The organism is Klebsiella ornithinolytica (assembly GCF_030505655.1).
Classification (GTDB): Bacteria; Pseudomonadota; Gammaproteobacteria; order Enterobacterales; family Enterobacteriaceae; genus Klebsiella; species Klebsiella ornithinolytica.
In genome coordinates, this window is the sequence record NZ_CP130153.1 from 638,401 (window position 1) to 653,440 (window position 15,040).

At 58.3% G+C, this 15,040-nt stretch carries 13 protein-coding genes; 8 read left to right on the forward strand and 5 right to left on the reverse strand.

What is annotated here, in order from left to right:
• Positions 1–256: 256 nt before the first annotated feature.
• Both Q1L34_RS03085 and Q1L34_RS03090 read right to left on the reverse strand, forming a co-directional pair.
• On the reverse strand, positions 257–1,246 hold the full coding sequence (locus Q1L34_RS03085) for a Gfo/Idh/MocA family protein (protein ID WP_015585683.1): 990 nt from the start codon (positions 1,244–1,246) through the stop codon (positions 257–259).
• Positions 1,247–1,319: 73 nt separating this feature from the next.
• Positions 1,320–1,820: a M48 metallopeptidase family protein gene (locus tag Q1L34_RS03090; RefSeq protein WP_032718272.1), complete on the reverse strand. Its 501-nt coding sequence runs from the start codon at positions 1,818–1,820 to the stop codon at positions 1,320–1,322.
• Between the two features lie 136 nt (positions 1,821–1,956).
• On the opposite strand from Q1L34_RS03090, the gene rlmG reads away from it, so the two are divergent.
• Positions 1,957–3,093, forward strand: coding sequence for a 23S rRNA (guanine(1835)-N(2))-methyltransferase RlmG (rlmG, locus tag Q1L34_RS03095; RefSeq protein ID WP_327204352.1), 1,137 nt, complete (start codon positions 1,957–1,959; stop codon positions 3,091–3,093).
• Between the two features lie 82 nt (positions 3,094–3,175).
• Here the strand turns inward: rlmG and Q1L34_RS03100 are convergent, their stop codons facing one another.
• The 3 genes from Q1L34_RS03100 to lsrR all read right to left on the reverse strand — a co-directional run bounded on the left by Q1L34_RS03100 (position 3,176) and on the right by lsrR (position 7,990).
• Positions 3,176–5,197 (reverse strand): NADPH-dependent 2,4-dienoyl-CoA reductase, encoded by a 2,022-nt coding sequence (locus tag Q1L34_RS03100; RefSeq protein WP_327204353.1) that lies wholly within the window; start codon positions 5,195–5,197, stop codon positions 3,176–3,178.
• Between the two features lie 191 nt (positions 5,198–5,388).
• A complete protein-coding gene (gene lsrK / locus Q1L34_RS03105; RefSeq protein WP_044346711.1) occupies positions 5,389–6,981 on the reverse strand; it encodes an autoinducer-2 kinase in 1,593 nt (530 codons plus the stop codon).
• Positions 6,982–7,018: 37 nt separating this feature from the next.
• Positions 7,019–7,990: a transcriptional regulator LsrR gene (gene lsrR, locus Q1L34_RS03110; RefSeq protein ID WP_004867898.1), complete on the reverse strand. Its 972-nt coding sequence runs from the start codon at positions 7,988–7,990 to the stop codon at positions 7,019–7,021.
• Positions 7,991–8,207: 217 nt separating this feature from the next.
• Between lsrR and lsrA the strand changes: the two genes are divergently transcribed.
• The 7 genes from lsrA (at position 8,208) to Q1L34_RS03145 (ending at position 14,958) form a co-directional block, all read left to right on the forward strand.
• Positions 8,208–9,695 (forward strand): autoinducer 2 ABC transporter ATP-binding protein LsrA, encoded by a 1,488-nt coding sequence (lsrA, locus tag Q1L34_RS03115; protein WP_327204568.1) that lies wholly within the window; start codon positions 8,208–8,210, stop codon positions 9,693–9,695.
• The gene (gene lsrC / locus Q1L34_RS03120; RefSeq protein WP_327204354.1) at positions 9,692–10,726 is read left to right on the forward strand and encodes an autoinducer 2 ABC transporter permease LsrC; all 1,035 of its coding nucleotides are present in this window, start codon (positions 9,692–9,694) and stop codon (positions 10,724–10,726) included. The genes lsrA and lsrC overlap by 4 nt, the downstream gene beginning before the upstream one ends.
• Positions 10,727–11,719, forward strand: a complete 993-nt coding sequence (gene lsrD / locus Q1L34_RS03125; protein ID WP_004867891.1) for an autoinducer 2 ABC transporter permease LsrD — start codon at positions 10,727–10,729, stop codon at positions 11,717–11,719.
• Between the two features lie 4 nt (positions 11,720–11,723).
• On the forward strand, positions 11,724–12,737 hold the full coding sequence (gene lsrB, locus Q1L34_RS03130) for an autoinducer 2 ABC transporter substrate-binding protein LsrB (protein WP_004867888.1): 1,014 nt from the start codon (positions 11,724–11,726) through the stop codon (positions 12,735–12,737).
• 11 nt (positions 12,738–12,748) lie between these two features.
• A complete protein-coding gene (lsrF, locus tag Q1L34_RS03135; protein WP_004867885.1) occupies positions 12,749–13,636 on the forward strand; it encodes a 3-hydroxy-5-phosphonooxypentane-2,4-dione thiolase in 888 nt (295 codons plus the stop codon).
• Entirely contained in the window at positions 13,633–13,926 is a 294-nt protein-coding gene (gene lsrG, locus Q1L34_RS03140) for a (4S)-4-hydroxy-5-phosphonooxypentane-2,3-dione isomerase (protein WP_004867883.1), read from the forward strand. The genes lsrF and lsrG overlap by 4 nt, the downstream gene beginning before the upstream one ends.
• A 318-nt stretch (positions 13,927–14,244) precedes the next feature.
• A complete protein-coding gene (locus tag Q1L34_RS03145; protein WP_004867877.1) occupies positions 14,245–14,958 on the forward strand; it encodes a hypothetical protein in 714 nt (237 codons plus the stop codon).
• Positions 14,959–15,040 lie beyond the last annotated feature (82 nt).

Consider the following 15,040-nt stretch of genomic DNA (forward strand, 5'->3'; position numbering starts at 1 on the left):
AAACGGCTGACGTCGGAAGACGGCAGCCGCTGCGTGTTTATGCATAGACCTCGCCTTCCGGCAAGGTCTCACTTACAACAATAAAAGAACCGCGCGATGACGGCAGGACCTTTTATTATTGCCCGGCGACCGGATGCGGTTTTGCACGCATCGTAATGACGATCCACCGGCAAGGAAGTTACTCCCCTTTGCGCGTAACAAAATATGACAAGTCATAAAGGGCGTCAATGGTTGCTGACGGCCTCTTTACACTCTTTTACGCCCCCTGCGGACCATCGGCCGGGAATACGACGCCGGTCTGACGACGAATTTCGCTCAGCAGTCTGGCCGTAATACGGCTGACTTCCAGCCCCGGGTGAACAACCTGGTTGTTCTCCACCAGATGCGCAAACGCCTCCGCCTCGTACAGCATAGTATTGATATGCTGTGGCTGCGTCAGATCCTGAGCCTTCCCACCGCGTGGGATGAAAGAGAGCTTCTGGCACTCGGAGATTTTTTCGATCACCAGCGCGCCGGCTTCACCCTGAATTTCGCTTGGTAGCGTGGAGTCGCTCACTTTAGAGTGGTGCAGGGTGACGTCAAAACCGGCGTAGCTGAGGATCACGGTACCCTGGGCATCAACGCCGCTGTCCAGCAGGCTGGCGCTGGCGTGAACCGCGCGCGGTTCGCCCCACAGCGCCACCGCCGAGGCCAGACAATAGAAGCCGATATCCATAATCGAGCCGTTGGAGAAGGCCGGGTTAAAGGTGTTCGGGTTCTCACCGTCGAGATAGCGCTGATAGCGGGAGGAGTACTGGCAGTAGTTGAAAAACGCTTTGTGCAGTTTGCCTGCCTTACCGAGCGACTGCTGCAGCAGCAGAAAATTTGGCAGGCTGGCGGTTTTGAAGGCTTCGAACAGCACCACCTGGTTTTCGTGAGCGATCCGAATGGCGTCTTCGACTTCCCGCAGGTTTGAGGCCAGCGGTTTTTCACAAATCACGTGCTTTTTATGGTTGAGGAACAGCTGCGTTTGCGGGAAGTGCAGGGAGTTCGGGCTGGCAATGTAAACCGCGTCGACAGCATCGCTTTGCGCCAGATCGTCCAGCGACGTAAACAGCTGGTCGACGGGATAATCGCTCGCAAAGGCCTGCGCCTGTTCAAGGCTGCGAGAGTAAATCGCGGTGAGTTTATACTTGCCCGTTTCATGGGCGGCATCGACAAACTGTTTTGTTATCCAGTTTGTGCCAACAACTGCGAAACGTATCATAAACGTTGACGAACTCCGTTAAAGGGAACCTTTGGTCACTCTAACATGCCACCATGACAAAACCAGTGCGCGACTACGCAGAACGATTTAACGAAAGATGCGTTAGCCACAGACGGGTATCGAACTCCAGCTGGTGGTACTGCGGCTCCATATAGCAACAGAGTTGATAGAAGGCTTTGTTATGCTCCTTCTCCTTAAGGTGCGCCAGCTCATGCACCACAATCATACGTAAAAACGCCTCCGGCGCTTCGCGGAACACCGTGGCCACTCTGATTTCGGCTTTTGCTTTCAGCTTACCGCCCTGGACCCGCGAAATCGCGGTATGCAGGCCGAGCGCATTATTCAAGACGTGGATCTTGCTGTCGTACATCACCTTGTTGATCGGCGCCGCGCCGCGTAAATAGCGGGTTTTCAGATCCTGCGTGTACTGATACAGCGCCTTATCGTTATTGACGTCGTGACCTTCCGGATAGCGCTTCTGCAGAACCGCCCCCAGGCGCTGCTCGGCAATCAATGTGCGGACCTGAGAAAGTAAATTCTCCGGATAGCCCTGCAGGTAAGTGAGTTGACTCATGACAGCTCCAGATAAAAGATCTTCACATCCTCCTTCAGGCTGCATCGGCGCATCTTGAATGATTTTGTGTATAAAAAGGGTATACTCACGCACCCTTTCAGGGATAACGCCGAAATTTTACCACTCAGGAGGGCCGATGAGCCACTTAGACAACGGTTTCCGTTCACTGACACTAAAACGTTTTCCGGAAACGGATGACGTTAACCCGCTACTGGCGTGGGAAGCGGCGGATGAATATCTGCTGCAGCAGTTGGATGACACGGAGATTAACGGCCCGGTCCTGATTTTCAACGATACCTTTGGCGCACTGAGCTGCGCGCTGGCGGAGCATACGCCGTTTAGCATCGGTGACTCTTACCTCACCGAGCTCGCGACGCGTGAGAATTTACGCCATAACGATATCGCGGAATCCAGCGTCAAGTTTCTCGACAGCACCGCGGAGTATCCGTCGGCGCCAGGCGTTGTTCTGATTAAAGTTCCGAAAACGCTGGCCTTGCTCGAGCAGCAGCTGCGTGCGCTGCGCCGGGTCGTGACGCCGCAAACCCGTATCATCGCCGGCGCAAAGGCGCGTGATATCCATACTTCTACGCTGGAGCTGTTTGAGAAAGTGCTGGGGCCGACCACCACCACCCTGGCCTGGAAGAAAGCCCGCCTGATCAACTGTACGTTCAGCGAACCGGCGCTTGCCGATGCGCCGCAGACGCTGAGCTGGAAGCTGGAAGGGACCGACTGGACTATTCACAACCACGCGAACGTGTTCTCCCGCACCGGGCTGGATATTGGCGCGCGTTTCTTTATCGAACACCTGCCGTCGGATCTTGAAGGCGAGATTGTCGATCTGGGCTGTGGTAACGGAGTGATTGGCCTGACGCTGCTGGAGAAGAACCCGCAGGCTAACGTGGTGTTCGTCGATGAGTCGCCGATGGCCGTCGCCTCCAGTCGTCTGAACGTGGAAACCAACATGCCCGAGGCGCTGGATCGCTGCGAGTTTATGATTAACAACGCGCTGTCCGGCGTTGAGCCTTTCCGCTTCAACGCCGTGTTGTGCAACCCGCCTTTCCACCAGAAACACGCGTTAACCGATAATATCGCCTGGGAGATGTTCCACCACGCGCGCCGCTGCCTGAAGATCAACGGTGAGCTGTATATCGTGGCCAACCGTCATCTGGATTACTTCCACAAGCTGAAGAAAATTTTCGGTAACTGCGCCACCGTCGCCACCAACAATAAATTTGTGGTGTTGAAGGCGGTGAAGGTACGCAAGATCCGCTGATCGCATTTGTCGGGCGACAGGCTGCGCGATAGCAATCGTCGTCGCCTGTCGCCCGGGCCAGCGGGTCATTCAGGCCGCGCCGTTAAATGGTCAGCCCGAGCCGCGTTCCCTGGGCGATGGCGCGGCGAGCATCCAGCTCCATCGCGACATCGCACCCGCCAATCTGATGCACGACTTTTCCGGCCGCGCGTAGCGGATCCGCCAGTTCGCGCTTCGGCTCCTGACCGGCGCAGATAATCACCTGATCAACCGGCAATATCCGGATCTCGCCGCCGATCGTGATATGTAATCCCTCATCGTCGATCTTCTGATAGCTGACTCCCGGGATCATGTTGACGCCGCGGGCCAGCAGCGTAGCCCGGTGGATCCAGCCGGTGGTCTTGCCTAACCCATCTCCGGGTTTGCCGGCCTTGCGCTGGAGCATCACAATGCGCCGCGGGCTTTTCTCCCGCTGCGGCCCTTCCGGACGCAGTCCGCCTGCGCTCTGCAAAGTCGTATCAATACCCCATTCCTCGCAGAACGCGTCGATGTTCTGGCTGGTGGCAACGCCAGGCTGGCTGAGGTACATCGCGGTATCAAAGCCGATCCCACCGCAGCCGATAATCGCGACGCTCTGACCCACCGGCGCCTTGTCGCGCAGCACGTCGAGGTAGCTCATCACCTTCGGATGGGTTATTCCGGCGATCTCCGGCATTCGCGGGGCGATCCCGGTGGCGAGGATCGTTTCGTCAAAGTCCAGTAAACGATCCGCCGTGACCTGCTGGCCCAGCTGCAGGTTAACGCCGTGCAGATCCAGCATGCGCCGGTAGTAGCGCAGCGTTTCGTAAAACTCCTCTTTGCCGGGGATCTGTTTGGCGATATTAAACTGCCCGCCAATCTCCTGCTGGGCATCAAACAGGGTGACCGAGTGGCCGCGCGCGGCGGCATTTACGGCAAAGGCCAGGCCGGCAGGGCCTGCGCCCACAACGGCCAGGCGCTTTGGCCCGACAGCAGGCGTAACCGGCATCAGAGTTTCGTGGCAGGCCCGCGGATTGACCAGACAAGAGGTCACTTTACCGGCAAAGATCTGATCCAGGCAGGCCTGGTTACAGCCGATACAGGTATTGATCTCATCGGCGCGCCCGCTTTGAGCTTTGGAAAGGAACTCGCCGTCGGCCAGAAACGGCCGGGCCATTGACACCATATCGGCGTCGCCGCGGGCGAGGATCGCCTCCGCGACGTCAGGATCGTTGATACGGTTAGTGGTGACCATGGGGATCGACACCGCACCTTTCAGTTTCCGGGTGACCCAGCTGAAGGCGCCGCGCGGTACCGGTGTCGCAATGGTCGGAATACGCGCTTCGTGCCAGCCGATACCGGTGTTGATGAGGGTCGCGCCTGCCGCCTCGATGGCCTGCGCCAGCTCAATCACTTCCGGCAGCGTACTGCCGTCGTTGACCAGGTCGAGCATCGACAGGCGGTAGATAATAATGAAATCGTGGCCAGCCCGTTCGCGTACCGCACGCACGACTTCTACGGCAAAGCGCATGCGCCGGGCGTAATCGCCGCCCCACTGGTCGTCACGCTGGTTGGTGCGCGCGGCGAGGAATTCGTTGATTAAATAGCCCTCTGACCCCATCACTTCGACGCCATCATAGCCGGCCTCCCGGGCCAGCTGCGCGCAGTGGGCAAAATCGGCGATCAGCTGCAGGATCTCATCATGGCTTAGCGCATGCGGGGTAAAGCGGTTAATCGGCGCCTGCAATGCCGACGGAGCCACCGGCCGCGGCTGATAGCTGTAGCGGCCGGTATGCAAAATTTGCAGGGCGATTTTGCCCCCTTCGCGATGAACCGCATCGGTAATATGCCGATGGTGCGCCAGATGGCGGGCATCATCGAGCACCGCGCCGCCGGCCATCGTGACGCCGGAATCCACTGGCGCAATCCCGCCGGTGACAATCAGCGCCACGCCGTGACGCGCGCGTTCGGCGTAAAAGGCCGCCAGCCGTTGCGCGCCGTCGGCATGTTCTTCCAACCCGGTGTGCATGGAACCCATCAGCACGCGGTTTTTCAACTGGGTGAACCCCAGGTCGAGCGGGGCGAATAACGACGGGTAGTGGCTCATAATGGCTTCCAGTCTCTTATATGTAACATTATTGTTATGTGGTCGGATGAGTTACTAATTTAGCCGTCGTCAGCGAAAAGTGAAAAAGGGCGTGCGGTGATTGTGATGGGATTCAAATAACGGTGACGGGAAGTTCCCCTCCTCGAAGGGAAGAGGGGATTTTGCACCTGGGACAGACGTTCCGTGGAGGGTCAGGGGGCCGGAACGACAGGTGGGCGCCGCTCAAGGCCTGGCGCCTGCCACATCGAGGTGGTCAGCCCGCTGTCGACCAGCCCGAGCTGGTCGGCATAGACCGATTGCCATTTCTCCATCATCCCCTGGTACAGTTCGCGGTGCGCCGGATTGGGGGTAAACACCCGATGCCAGCTCACCAGCTTCTCACCCGTGCTGGCCATATCGCTGTACAGGCCGGCGCCGGTTCCGGCGGCGATCGCGCAGCCCAGCGCCGTGGCTTCGCGCACAGCCGGGACCCGCACCGGCAAGCCGGTGACATCGCTGAGAATCTGGCTCCATAATGCTCCTTTCGAGCCGCCTCCGGCGAACACCAGGCTGTCGAACGTCACGCCGGAGAAGCGGGAGATTTGCGCCAGGTTACAGGCAGAGACAATCGCTGCGTTCTCCTCCAGGGCGCGGAACAGAGTGGCCTTGTTGCATTTTTCCGCATCGATGGAGAGGTTAATAAACGACGGCGCGGCGTGATACCACTGCTTAAAGTGCATGGCATCGGAGAAAATCGGCATCACGCCGTGGGAACCTGCCGGTACGCGGCTGGCCATCTCTTCGAGCAGAGCATACGCATCCACCCCCAGGCGTTCGGCAACCAGCTTCTCTTCGGCGCAAAAAGCATCGCGGAACCAGCGCATGGTCAGGCCGGTAAAGAAGCTGATCGACTCGGCCTGCGCCATGCCGGGTATGACGTGCGGGTTGATGCGGATATTCATCTGTGGATCGGTGCGGACCTCCGGCAGGTTCACCACCTGTTGCCAGAAGGTTCCCCCCAGCACCGCGCTTTGGCCGGCGCGTACCACCCCCAGACCCAGGCAGCCAAGCTGTACATCGCCGCCGCCCATGATCACCGGCGTGCCGGCACGGAGTCCGCACTGCTGCGCTGCCGTATCGGTCACCGCGCCGAGCGGAGTGCCGGTCTCTTTGACCGGCGAGAGCAGATCCGCACGCAGCCCGGCCATATCGAGCAGCGCCGGGCGCCAGTCGCGGCTGAACAGGTCGAGCATTCCGGTGGTACCGGCATTGGATGGGTCAACGGCCAGCTCGCCGGAGAGTTTTGCCGCCAGCCAGTCGCTAATCATCGTAATGGTGGCAGCCTGACGGTAAATATCCGGGCGATGGTGAGCCAGCCACAGCAGGCGCGGCATGGCGCTTAGTGCCAGCGTCTGGCCCGAGACATCATAGACTTCCGATTCAAACTGATAATCATGGATCTCTTTAAGCTCCGAGACTTCGCGGCTGGCGCGGGCATCGACGTTGGCGCAGGCCCAGATAGCCTCGCCGTTGCGGTCGTACAGGACGATGCCTTCACGCATGGAACAGCAGGCGACGGACTGAATATCGGCCGCCTGAAGGTGCGCGGCGGCCAGCGCCTGGCGGATACACTGGCAGGCCAGCAGCCAGTTGGTGGTGAGGTCAAACTCCATTGAGCCGGGAACATTTTCCACGCTCAGGTGCTTCCATTCCGCCTGACCGACCGCGACCTGGTGGCCGCTGAGATCGAAAATCACCGCCCGAATACTGCCGGTCCCGGCATCTAACGCTAACAGGTAACTCATGACATGCGCCTCGCGGTTGTTGCGCGGCGCAGGGCCATCAGGAGGCCAGCGTGAGCACCGCGCGTGCTGTTGTCTCTTCCGTTACCAGGCCATTGATGCGTTTGCCCGTCAGGGCGGCATAAATCGCCTGCGCTTTTTCCGTGCCACCGGCAACGCCGACGATGGTCGGCAGCTGCGCCAGCTCGTCGAGGGTGACGCCGAGTAATTCCCGGTGAATCTCCAGATCCTCAACCCGCCTGCCGTCGGCCTGCAGGAAATAACCTAAAATGTCGCCCACCGCGCCTTTACGCGCATACATCAACTGTTCGCCTTCGCTGATGTAGCCGGAGCGCAGGATGGTTGCGTCGCGGCGCTGGTCGATGGCGCCGATCCCCACGACCGCAGCATCCGCCGCGGTGGCCGCCAGAATCACATCCCGGACGCTCGACTCCCGACGCAGAATGTCAGCCACGTCGGCCGAAGAGACCCGCAGCGGCGCCGGAATGATGCTGACGCGACAGGCGGCGTCCAGCTGACCGATACCGGTCATATAGGGGCCCACGCCGCCGGAAAGCGTCACCAGCCGCACCTGCTGCGAACTGATAAATCCGCTCAGGTGCTGCAGACAGCTCATGGTAGCTTCACCAAACCCCACCGCCAGCAGCTGCCCAGGTTCCAGTACCCCCATCAGCGATTGCGCCGCGCCGATCCCCAGCCGCGTATTCATCGGTGGCGTATTGAGCGCCGGCAGCACGCGGGCAATCTTCAGGTCAAAACGCTGTTGCAGCTCGGTTTCCAGCGCCAGACACCCTTCATAGCGGGAGTTGATCTGCACGCGGATCACCCCGGACTGGCGGCCTTTCTCCAGCAGGCGGGAGATCTTTAACCGCGGCAGCCCCAGGCGCTCGCCGATATCGTTCTGCGTCAATCCGTCGTGGTAGTAACACCAGGCTACCCGCGCCACCAGCTCCTCTTCGGCTAGCGCCAGGCCCGCGTAGCGGCTCTCTTCCGTAATGCGTTTTTCGCTCATAAAGTGAACTCTTATAAAAATTTAGATCATATGTTCGTTATTGCGCGGTCGGAAAGTGTGAGCCGCCCGGCAAAACCGATCTTTCATTGTTTGCAGGTTTTTTCCAACGATCTAAAGCATGAAACTGTGATCTTTGCACGGTTGTAAATATAGTTCACCGTCTACGCTTTTGAACATTATTAAATTAAAAAATCATTTGTTCATACGAGGCGCGATGATGAAGCCACTGCTTGAAGCCCGTCAGATTCGCAAACAGTTCTCCGGCATCGCCGTATTAAAGGGCATTGATTTCACGCTCTTTTCCGGCCAGGTGCATGCGCTGATGGGCGGTAATGGCGCGGGAAAATCGACGCTGATGAAGATTATCGCCGGGGTGGAAACGCCCGACGAGGGTGAACTCATTCTTGGCGGCCGCGCTTTTGCGCGTCTCAACCCGGCGCTGGCTCATCAACTGGGCGTTTACCTTGTTCCCCAGGAACCGATGCTGTTTCCTAATCTGACGGTTCGGGAAAACATTCTTTTCCGCCTGCCCGGACGGCCCGATAACAACGGGCGGCTGCAGGAGACGCTGCGGCAGTTGAACTGCCAGCTCAATCTGGAGGCGGTGGCCGGGACGCTGGAAGTGGCGGATCAGCAAATGGTGGAGATCCTGCGCGGTCTGATGCGCGATGCGCAGATCCTGATCCTCGATGAACCCACCGCCTCGTTAACGCCCGGGGAGACGGATCGGTTGTTTCGTCAGATCCGCGCTCTGCAGGATCTCGGCGTCGGTATCGTGTTTATCTCGCACAAGCTGCCGGAGATCCGTCAGATCGCCAGCCATATCTCGGTCATGCGCGACGGCGCGGTGGTGCTGAACGGCGACACGGCGAGCTACAGCGACGCGCAGCTGATCGATGCAATGACCCCCGCCGCTCGCGGACACGATCTTAGCGATACCCAGAAGCTATGGCTGGCGCTGCCGGGGAATCGCCGCACCCAGCCGCAGGATTTCCCGGTGCTGCGGGTGGACGATCTGACCGGTGAAGGCTTTATCGATCTCAGTCTGGAGATCCATGCCGGGGAGATCGTTGGCCTCGCCGGGCTGGTGGGATCCGGGCGCACCGAATTTGCCGAGACGCTCTACGGCCTGCGCCCGTCGCGGACCGGCCGGATATGGCTGGAAAACCGCGATATCAGTCGCGACAGCACGCGCGCGCGGCTCGCCAGCGGGCTGGTTTATCTGCCGGAAGATCGGCAGGTCTCCGGGCTGTTTCTCGATGCCCCGGTGCGCTGGAACACGGTGATGTTTAACCAGCCATCGTGGTGGCAGCAGCGCCAGCGCGAAGCGGCGGTGGTGGAGCGTTACCACCGGGCGCTGGGCATCAAACTTAATCACAGCGGTCAGACCGTGCGCACGCTCTCCGGCGGCAATCAGCAAAAGGTGCTGCTGGCCCGCTGTCTGGAGGCCAATCCGCTGCTGCTGATTGTCGATGAACCGACGCGCGGCGTGGATGTTTCCGCCCGGGCCGATATCTATCAACTGCTGAAAAGCGTCGCCGCGCAAAACGTGGCGGTGCTGATGATATCAAGCGATCTGGATGAGTTTGTCGGGCTGGCCGACCGGGTGGTGGTTATGCACCAGGGCCGGCAGAGCGGGGAACTGCTGCGACAGGCGGTCACCGTCGATCGCATGATGACCCTGGCCTTTGGAGGGCAGTCATGAAAACGTTACTCCGAAACCGCGAGCTGAGCGCGTTGCTGGCGATTCTGGCGCTCTTTGCGCTGCTGATTGCGCTCAACCCGGCCTGGTTCAACCTGCAAATTCTGGCGATGATTTTTGCCAGTTCGCAAATCCTCTGTCTGCTGGCGCTGGGGGCGACGCTGGTCATGCTGACCCGCAATATTGACGTCTCCGTCGGCTCGACCGTCGGCCTGAGCGCGATTGCGGTCGGTGCCGCGCTCAACGGTGGCTATGGCCTGACGACGGCGATTGTCTTTGCGCTGGCGATTGGCGCACTGGCGGGGGCCTTCAACGGCCTGCTGGTGGTTGGCCTGCGCATTCCGGCGATTGTCGCGACGCTCGGCACCCTGGGGTTGTATCGCGGAATGATGCTGCTGTGGACCGGAGGCAAGTGGATCGAGGGGCTGCCCGATAGTCTGAAGTCGCTCTCTGAACCGTTCTTTATCGGCGTATCGCCGCTGGGTTGGCTGGTGCTGGCGCTGCTGCTGAGCGGGACCTGGCTGCTGGCACGCACCGCCTTTGGTCGCGATTTTTACGCCGTGGGCGATAACCTGGCCGCCGCGCGTCAGCTGGGCGTCGCGGTCAACCGCACGCGGATGCTGGCCTTTACGCTTAACGGCATGCTGGCGGCCTGCGCCGGGATCGTCTTTGCCGCGCAGATTGGCTTTGTCCCCAACCAGACCGGTAGCGGACTGGAGATGAAAGCGATCGCCGCCTGCGTGCTGGGCGGGATCTCGCTGCTCGGTGGGACCGGAACCCTCGTCGGCGCTTTTCTCGGCGCCTTTTTCCTCACTCAAATCGATACCGTACTGGTGCTGCTGCGGCTGCCGGCATGGTGGAACGACTTTATCGCCGGCCTCGTTCTGCTGGGCGTACTGGTGCTCGACGGACGGCTGCGCCAGGCGCTGGCGCGGCATCAGCGGGCGCTGAAGTACAGCCGTTTTCAGCCCGCCAACAAAGGGGGAAAGCACGTCACCCCGTTCGAAAAACGTAAAAACAAAGAGGTGGCGTAGATGAAACTTAACTGGGAAAGCGCGCTGCTGGCATTACTGGTGCTGGAGATTCTGCTGTTTGGGGCGATCAATCCGCGCATGCTGGATATCAACATGCTGCTGTTTAGTACCAGCGACTTTATCTGTATTGGTATTGTCGCACTGCCGCTGACCCTGGTGATCATCAGCGGCGGTATTGATATTTCCCTCGGCTCCACCATTGGCCTGTGCGCCATCGCGCTGGGGGTAATGATGCAGGCGGGCTGGCCGCTGGGGCTGGCGATTCCGCTCACCCTTGCCATTGGGCTGCTGTGCGGCCTGGTGAATGCTGCGCTGATTCACTACACCGGCATCAGTCCGCTGGTGATTACTCTCGGCACGCTGTATCTCTACGGCGGCGGGGCGCTGCTGCTTTCGGGAATGGCCGGGGCGACGGGCTATGAAGGGATTGGCGGCTTTCCCGATAGCTTTACTGCTTTTGCCAACCTGACGCTATTTGGCCTACCGCTGCCGCTGGTGATGTTTGCCATCATCACCTTTTTTTTCTGGCTGTTGACCCATCGCGGGCGGTTTGGCCGCCACCTCTTTTTACTTGGACAAAATCCCAGAGCAGCACGCTATGCCGCGCTGTCGGTCAACGGTATGCCCTACGTGCTGTATGGCCTGGTGGGCGTGGCGTCGGCAATCGCCGCGTTGATTCTGGTCTCCTATTTCGGTTCGGCGCGTTCGGATTTAGGCCGCGATCTGCTGATGCCGGCGCTGACCGCTGCCGTGCTCGGCGGAGCGAATATTTATGGCGGGTCGGGTTCGATACTCGGTACGGCGCTGGCGGCACTGCTGGTGGGGTACCTGCAACAGGGTTTACAGATGGTCGGCATCCCCAACCAGGTGTCGAGCGCGCTGTCAGGGGCGCTGTTGGTTGTGGTGGTGATGGGGCGTTCGCTGAGCCTGCACCGCGAATGGGTGCGGATGGCCTGGCGGCGTCTTCTCTCGCGTAAAACAATCGGAGCATAACAAGATGAAAGCAAAACATATCCTGCAAATCAGTGCCCTGGCGCTGGCCATGAGTGTCGCGGTGGCTCAGGCGGCTGACCGCATCGCTTTTATTCCTAAGCTGGTCGGCGTGGGCTTCTTTACCAGCGGCGGCAACGGCGCGAAAGAGGCCGGCAAAGCGTTGGCGGTGGACGTGACCTACGACGGTCCGACCGAACCCAGCGTGTCCGGCCAGGTGCAGCTAATCAACAACTTCGTCAATCAGGGCTACAACGCGATTATCGTCTCGGCGGTGTCGCCGGATGGCCTGTGTCCGGCGCTGAAGCGGGCGATGCAGCGCGGCGTGAAGGTTCTGACCTGGGACTCCGATACCAAACCCGAGTGCCGCAGCATCTACATCAACCAGGGGACTCCGCAGCAGCTCGGCGGCCTGCTGGTTGAGATGGCGGAAAAACAGGTGACGAAGCCCGCCGCTAAAGTGGCATTTTTCTACTCCAGCCCGACGGTGACCGACCAGAACCAGTGGGTGAAAGAGGCGAAAGCCAAAATCGAAAAAGAGCATCCGCAGTGGGAGGTGGTGACCACCCAGTTCGGCTATAACGACGCCACTAAATCGCTGCAAACCGCCGAGGGGATCTTAAAAGCGTATCCGGATCTCGACGCCATTATCGCCCCTGACGCCAACGCGCTGCCGGCCGCCGCGCAGGCGGCAGAGAACCTCAAGCGCCAGGGCGTGGCGATTGTCGGCTTCAGCACGCCGAATGTGATGCGCCCCTACGTCGAGCGCGGCACGGTAAAAGCCTTCGGCCTGTGGGATGTGGTACAGCAGGGAAAAATTGCGGTGAACGTCGCCGATCGGCTGCTGAAAAAAGGCGATCTTAACGTTGGTGATAGCGTGGACATCAAAGATATCGGCACGCTGAAGGTCGAGCCAAACAGCGTGCAGGGCTACCAGTATGAAGCGAAAGGCAACGGTATCGTACTGCTGCCGGAGCGCGTGGTGTTCACCAAAGAGAACATCAATAACTACGACTTCTGATGGAGGACGAGATGGCAGATTTAGACGATATCAAAGAGGGAAAAGACTTCGGCTTTGACCGGCCGCAGAAGAATACGCTCTATACGTTGAAAGGCTGTGGTTCACTGGAGTGGGGGATGCAGTCCCGGCTGGCGCGTATCTTTAATCCGCAGAGCAACCGCACGGTCATGCTGGCTTTCGATCATGGCTACTTCCAGGGGCCGACCACCGGGCTTGAACGTATCGATCTCTCTATTGCTCCGCTGTTTGAGGAGACCGACGTGCTGATGTGTACCCGCGGCGTGCTACGCAGCCAGGTGCCGGCGGCGACCAACAAACCGGTGGTGCTGCGCGCCTCCGGCGGTAATTCTATTCTTAGCGAGCTCTCCAACGAGTGCGTTGCCGTGGCGATGGAGGATGCTCTGCGCCTCAACGTCTGCGCGGTGGCGGCGCAGGTCTATATCGGCAGCGAGTACGAACACCAGTCGATCAATAACATCATTAAGCTGGTGGATGCGGGCAACCGCTACGGTATGCCGGTGCTGGCGGTGACCGGCGTGGGGAAAGAGATGACCCGCGACGCCCGCTACTTCTCGCTTGCCAGCCGCATTGCTGCTGAGATGGGGGCGCAGTTTGTCAAAACCTATTTTGTCGATGAGGGGTTTGAAAAAGTCACCGCCAGCTGCCCGGTGCCGATTGTGATCGCCGGAGGCAAAAAACTGCCGGAACATGAAGCGCTGGAGATGTGCTGGCGGGCGCTTGACCAGGGGGCATCCGGCGTCGATATGGGGCGCAATATCTTCCAGTCCAGCGCGCCGCGGGCGATGTTAAAGGCGGTGAAAAAAGTGGTCCATGAGAATATGAGCGCCCGCGAGGCGTATCAGTTCTGGCAGGAAGAGAAACAGGGAGAGCAAAAATGAACGTGACGCTGGTGGAGATTAATATCAGGCCAGAGCGGGTGGCGGAGTTTCTTGACGTCTTTCGGGCTAACCATGAAGGGGCGCTGAAAGAGCCGGGCAACCTGCGATTTGACGTGCTGCAGGACCCGGAGGTGAAGACCCGTTTTTTTATCTATGAAGCCTATAAAGATGATGAGGCGGTGCTGGCGCATAAGAAAACCCCGCACTACCTGACCTGCGTGGAAAAGCTCGACGAGATGATGTCAGAACCGCGTAAGAAACGCAGTTTCGTGGGGTTATTGCCGGAATAGCCTTGCCCCTGGCCTGCGGGATCTTTGCGGCGAGCGGATTATCGCAGGCCATGTTTCTGGCGAGAGGGGAGTGCTTTAAACTTTCTTTTGTATCGTGGGTAGGGTTTACCGCAATGATAAGCCGCACGGTGAGTGCATTATCTTCGCGATGTATTCAACGTATTAATATATTCTGCAATGAGCTGTATATTAAAATATGAATTAGCGCTCCCGGCGGTTTGGTACAAAATAAATAAAGGTTTTTGGTTTGTTTTATTTGAGTTGCTTGTTTTTTTTGCATACATTCGAGGTTGACTATGCTGATAGTAAGGATACTCGATGAAAGCCTCGGACTATTTAAAGATGAAGTTGCAGAGCGACAGACAGCTAGCGGTGTATGGACAACAGGGCGTAATCTCCGCATGGAAAGCAATGAAGGGCATTGGTTCTGATATTTACTCCGGGGTTGAACGGGTAAGTTGGTATTCTTCTTGTCTTATCCCCAGATATCATGATGTTTGCGGGCAATTATATTCCGAAGAAAAAAGGATGATGTATTCCATTCGCTCCATCTATCGGTGCCGTGACGTGATAGTCCATATATTCTATCTCTACTTTCAAATGGTCATAGACGATACGGAAACCGGAAATTCAAAGGGTATTGTGCGTTCTGTTGATTCAACAGCTACAAGGGTGGTTGCCCGAATGCCAGAAAGTAGAGCAGTGCAGTTGGGCCTTGCTGTTATCCTGGCCGAGGCATTATCTATGTCAGATTTAGTGTCTCGTGCGGTTGTTGAAAGGCTCGCTGCACGGGTTCCTGGTGTTGTTTGGATGTTCCAGATATTCGGGACCGATCAAAAATGTGCCCTTGCTGCCCGTAGGCTGAAAACACTGGATCCAAAATACTTCGCGATACTCTACAACGCAGAACTAGAAATGCTTTATTACTTCCTTGAACCTGTTCTATCCGAAGTTATCAAAAATGTTAAGATAAAATTTTATCAGGATTTCGATGAGTGTTATAACGCCATAAAGAGTAAGTATCATGTTTAAAACTTTACTGTCACTTATTTTTAACGAAGGACTTATTCTGGTCTGCTACATTGGGTTTGGATTTTTTTATCTTGAATTTTTC

What these genes read in the sequence shown, in the direction of transcription:
- Q1L34_RS03085 (WP_015585683.1), bottom strand. Translation starts at nt 1,246, where the DNA reads ATGATACGTTTCGCAGTTGTTGGCACAAACTGGATAACAAAACAGTTT.
- Q1L34_RS03090 (WP_032718272.1), bottom strand. Translation starts at nt 1,820, where the DNA reads ATGAGTCAACTCACTTACCTGCAGGGCTATCCGGAGAATTTACTTTCT.
- rlmG (WP_327204352.1), top strand. Translation starts at nt 1,957, where the DNA reads ATGAGCCACTTAGACAACGGTTTCCGTTCACTGACACTAAAACGTTTT.
- Q1L34_RS03100 (WP_327204353.1), bottom strand. Translation starts at nt 5,197, where the DNA reads ATGAGCCACTACCCGTCGTTATTCGCCCCGCTCGACCTGGGGTTCACC.
- lsrK (WP_044346711.1), bottom strand. Translation starts at nt 6,981, where the DNA reads ATGAGTTACCTGTTAGCGTTAGATGCCGGGACCGGCAGTATTCGGGCG.
- lsrR (WP_004867898.1), bottom strand. Translation starts at nt 7,990, where the DNA reads ATGAGCGAAAAACGCATTACGGAAGAGAGCCGCTACGCGGGCCTGGCG.
- lsrA (WP_327204568.1), top strand. Translation starts at nt 8,208, where the DNA reads ATGAAGCCACTGCTTGAAGCCCGTCAGATTCGCAAACAGTTCTCCGGC.
- lsrC (WP_327204354.1), top strand. Translation starts at nt 9,692, where the DNA reads ATGAAAACGTTACTCCGAAACCGCGAGCTGAGCGCGTTGCTGGCGATT.
- lsrD (WP_004867891.1), top strand. Translation starts at nt 10,727, where the DNA reads ATGAAACTTAACTGGGAAAGCGCGCTGCTGGCATTACTGGTGCTGGAG.
- lsrB (WP_004867888.1), top strand. Translation starts at nt 11,724, where the DNA reads ATGAAAGCAAAACATATCCTGCAAATCAGTGCCCTGGCGCTGGCCATG.
- lsrF (WP_004867885.1), top strand. Translation starts at nt 12,749, where the DNA reads ATGGCAGATTTAGACGATATCAAAGAGGGAAAAGACTTCGGCTTTGAC.
- lsrG (WP_004867883.1), top strand. Translation starts at nt 13,633, where the DNA reads ATGAACGTGACGCTGGTGGAGATTAATATCAGGCCAGAGCGGGTGGCG.
- Q1L34_RS03145 (WP_004867877.1), top strand. Translation starts at nt 14,245, where the DNA reads ATGAAAGCCTCGGACTATTTAAAGATGAAGTTGCAGAGCGACAGACAG.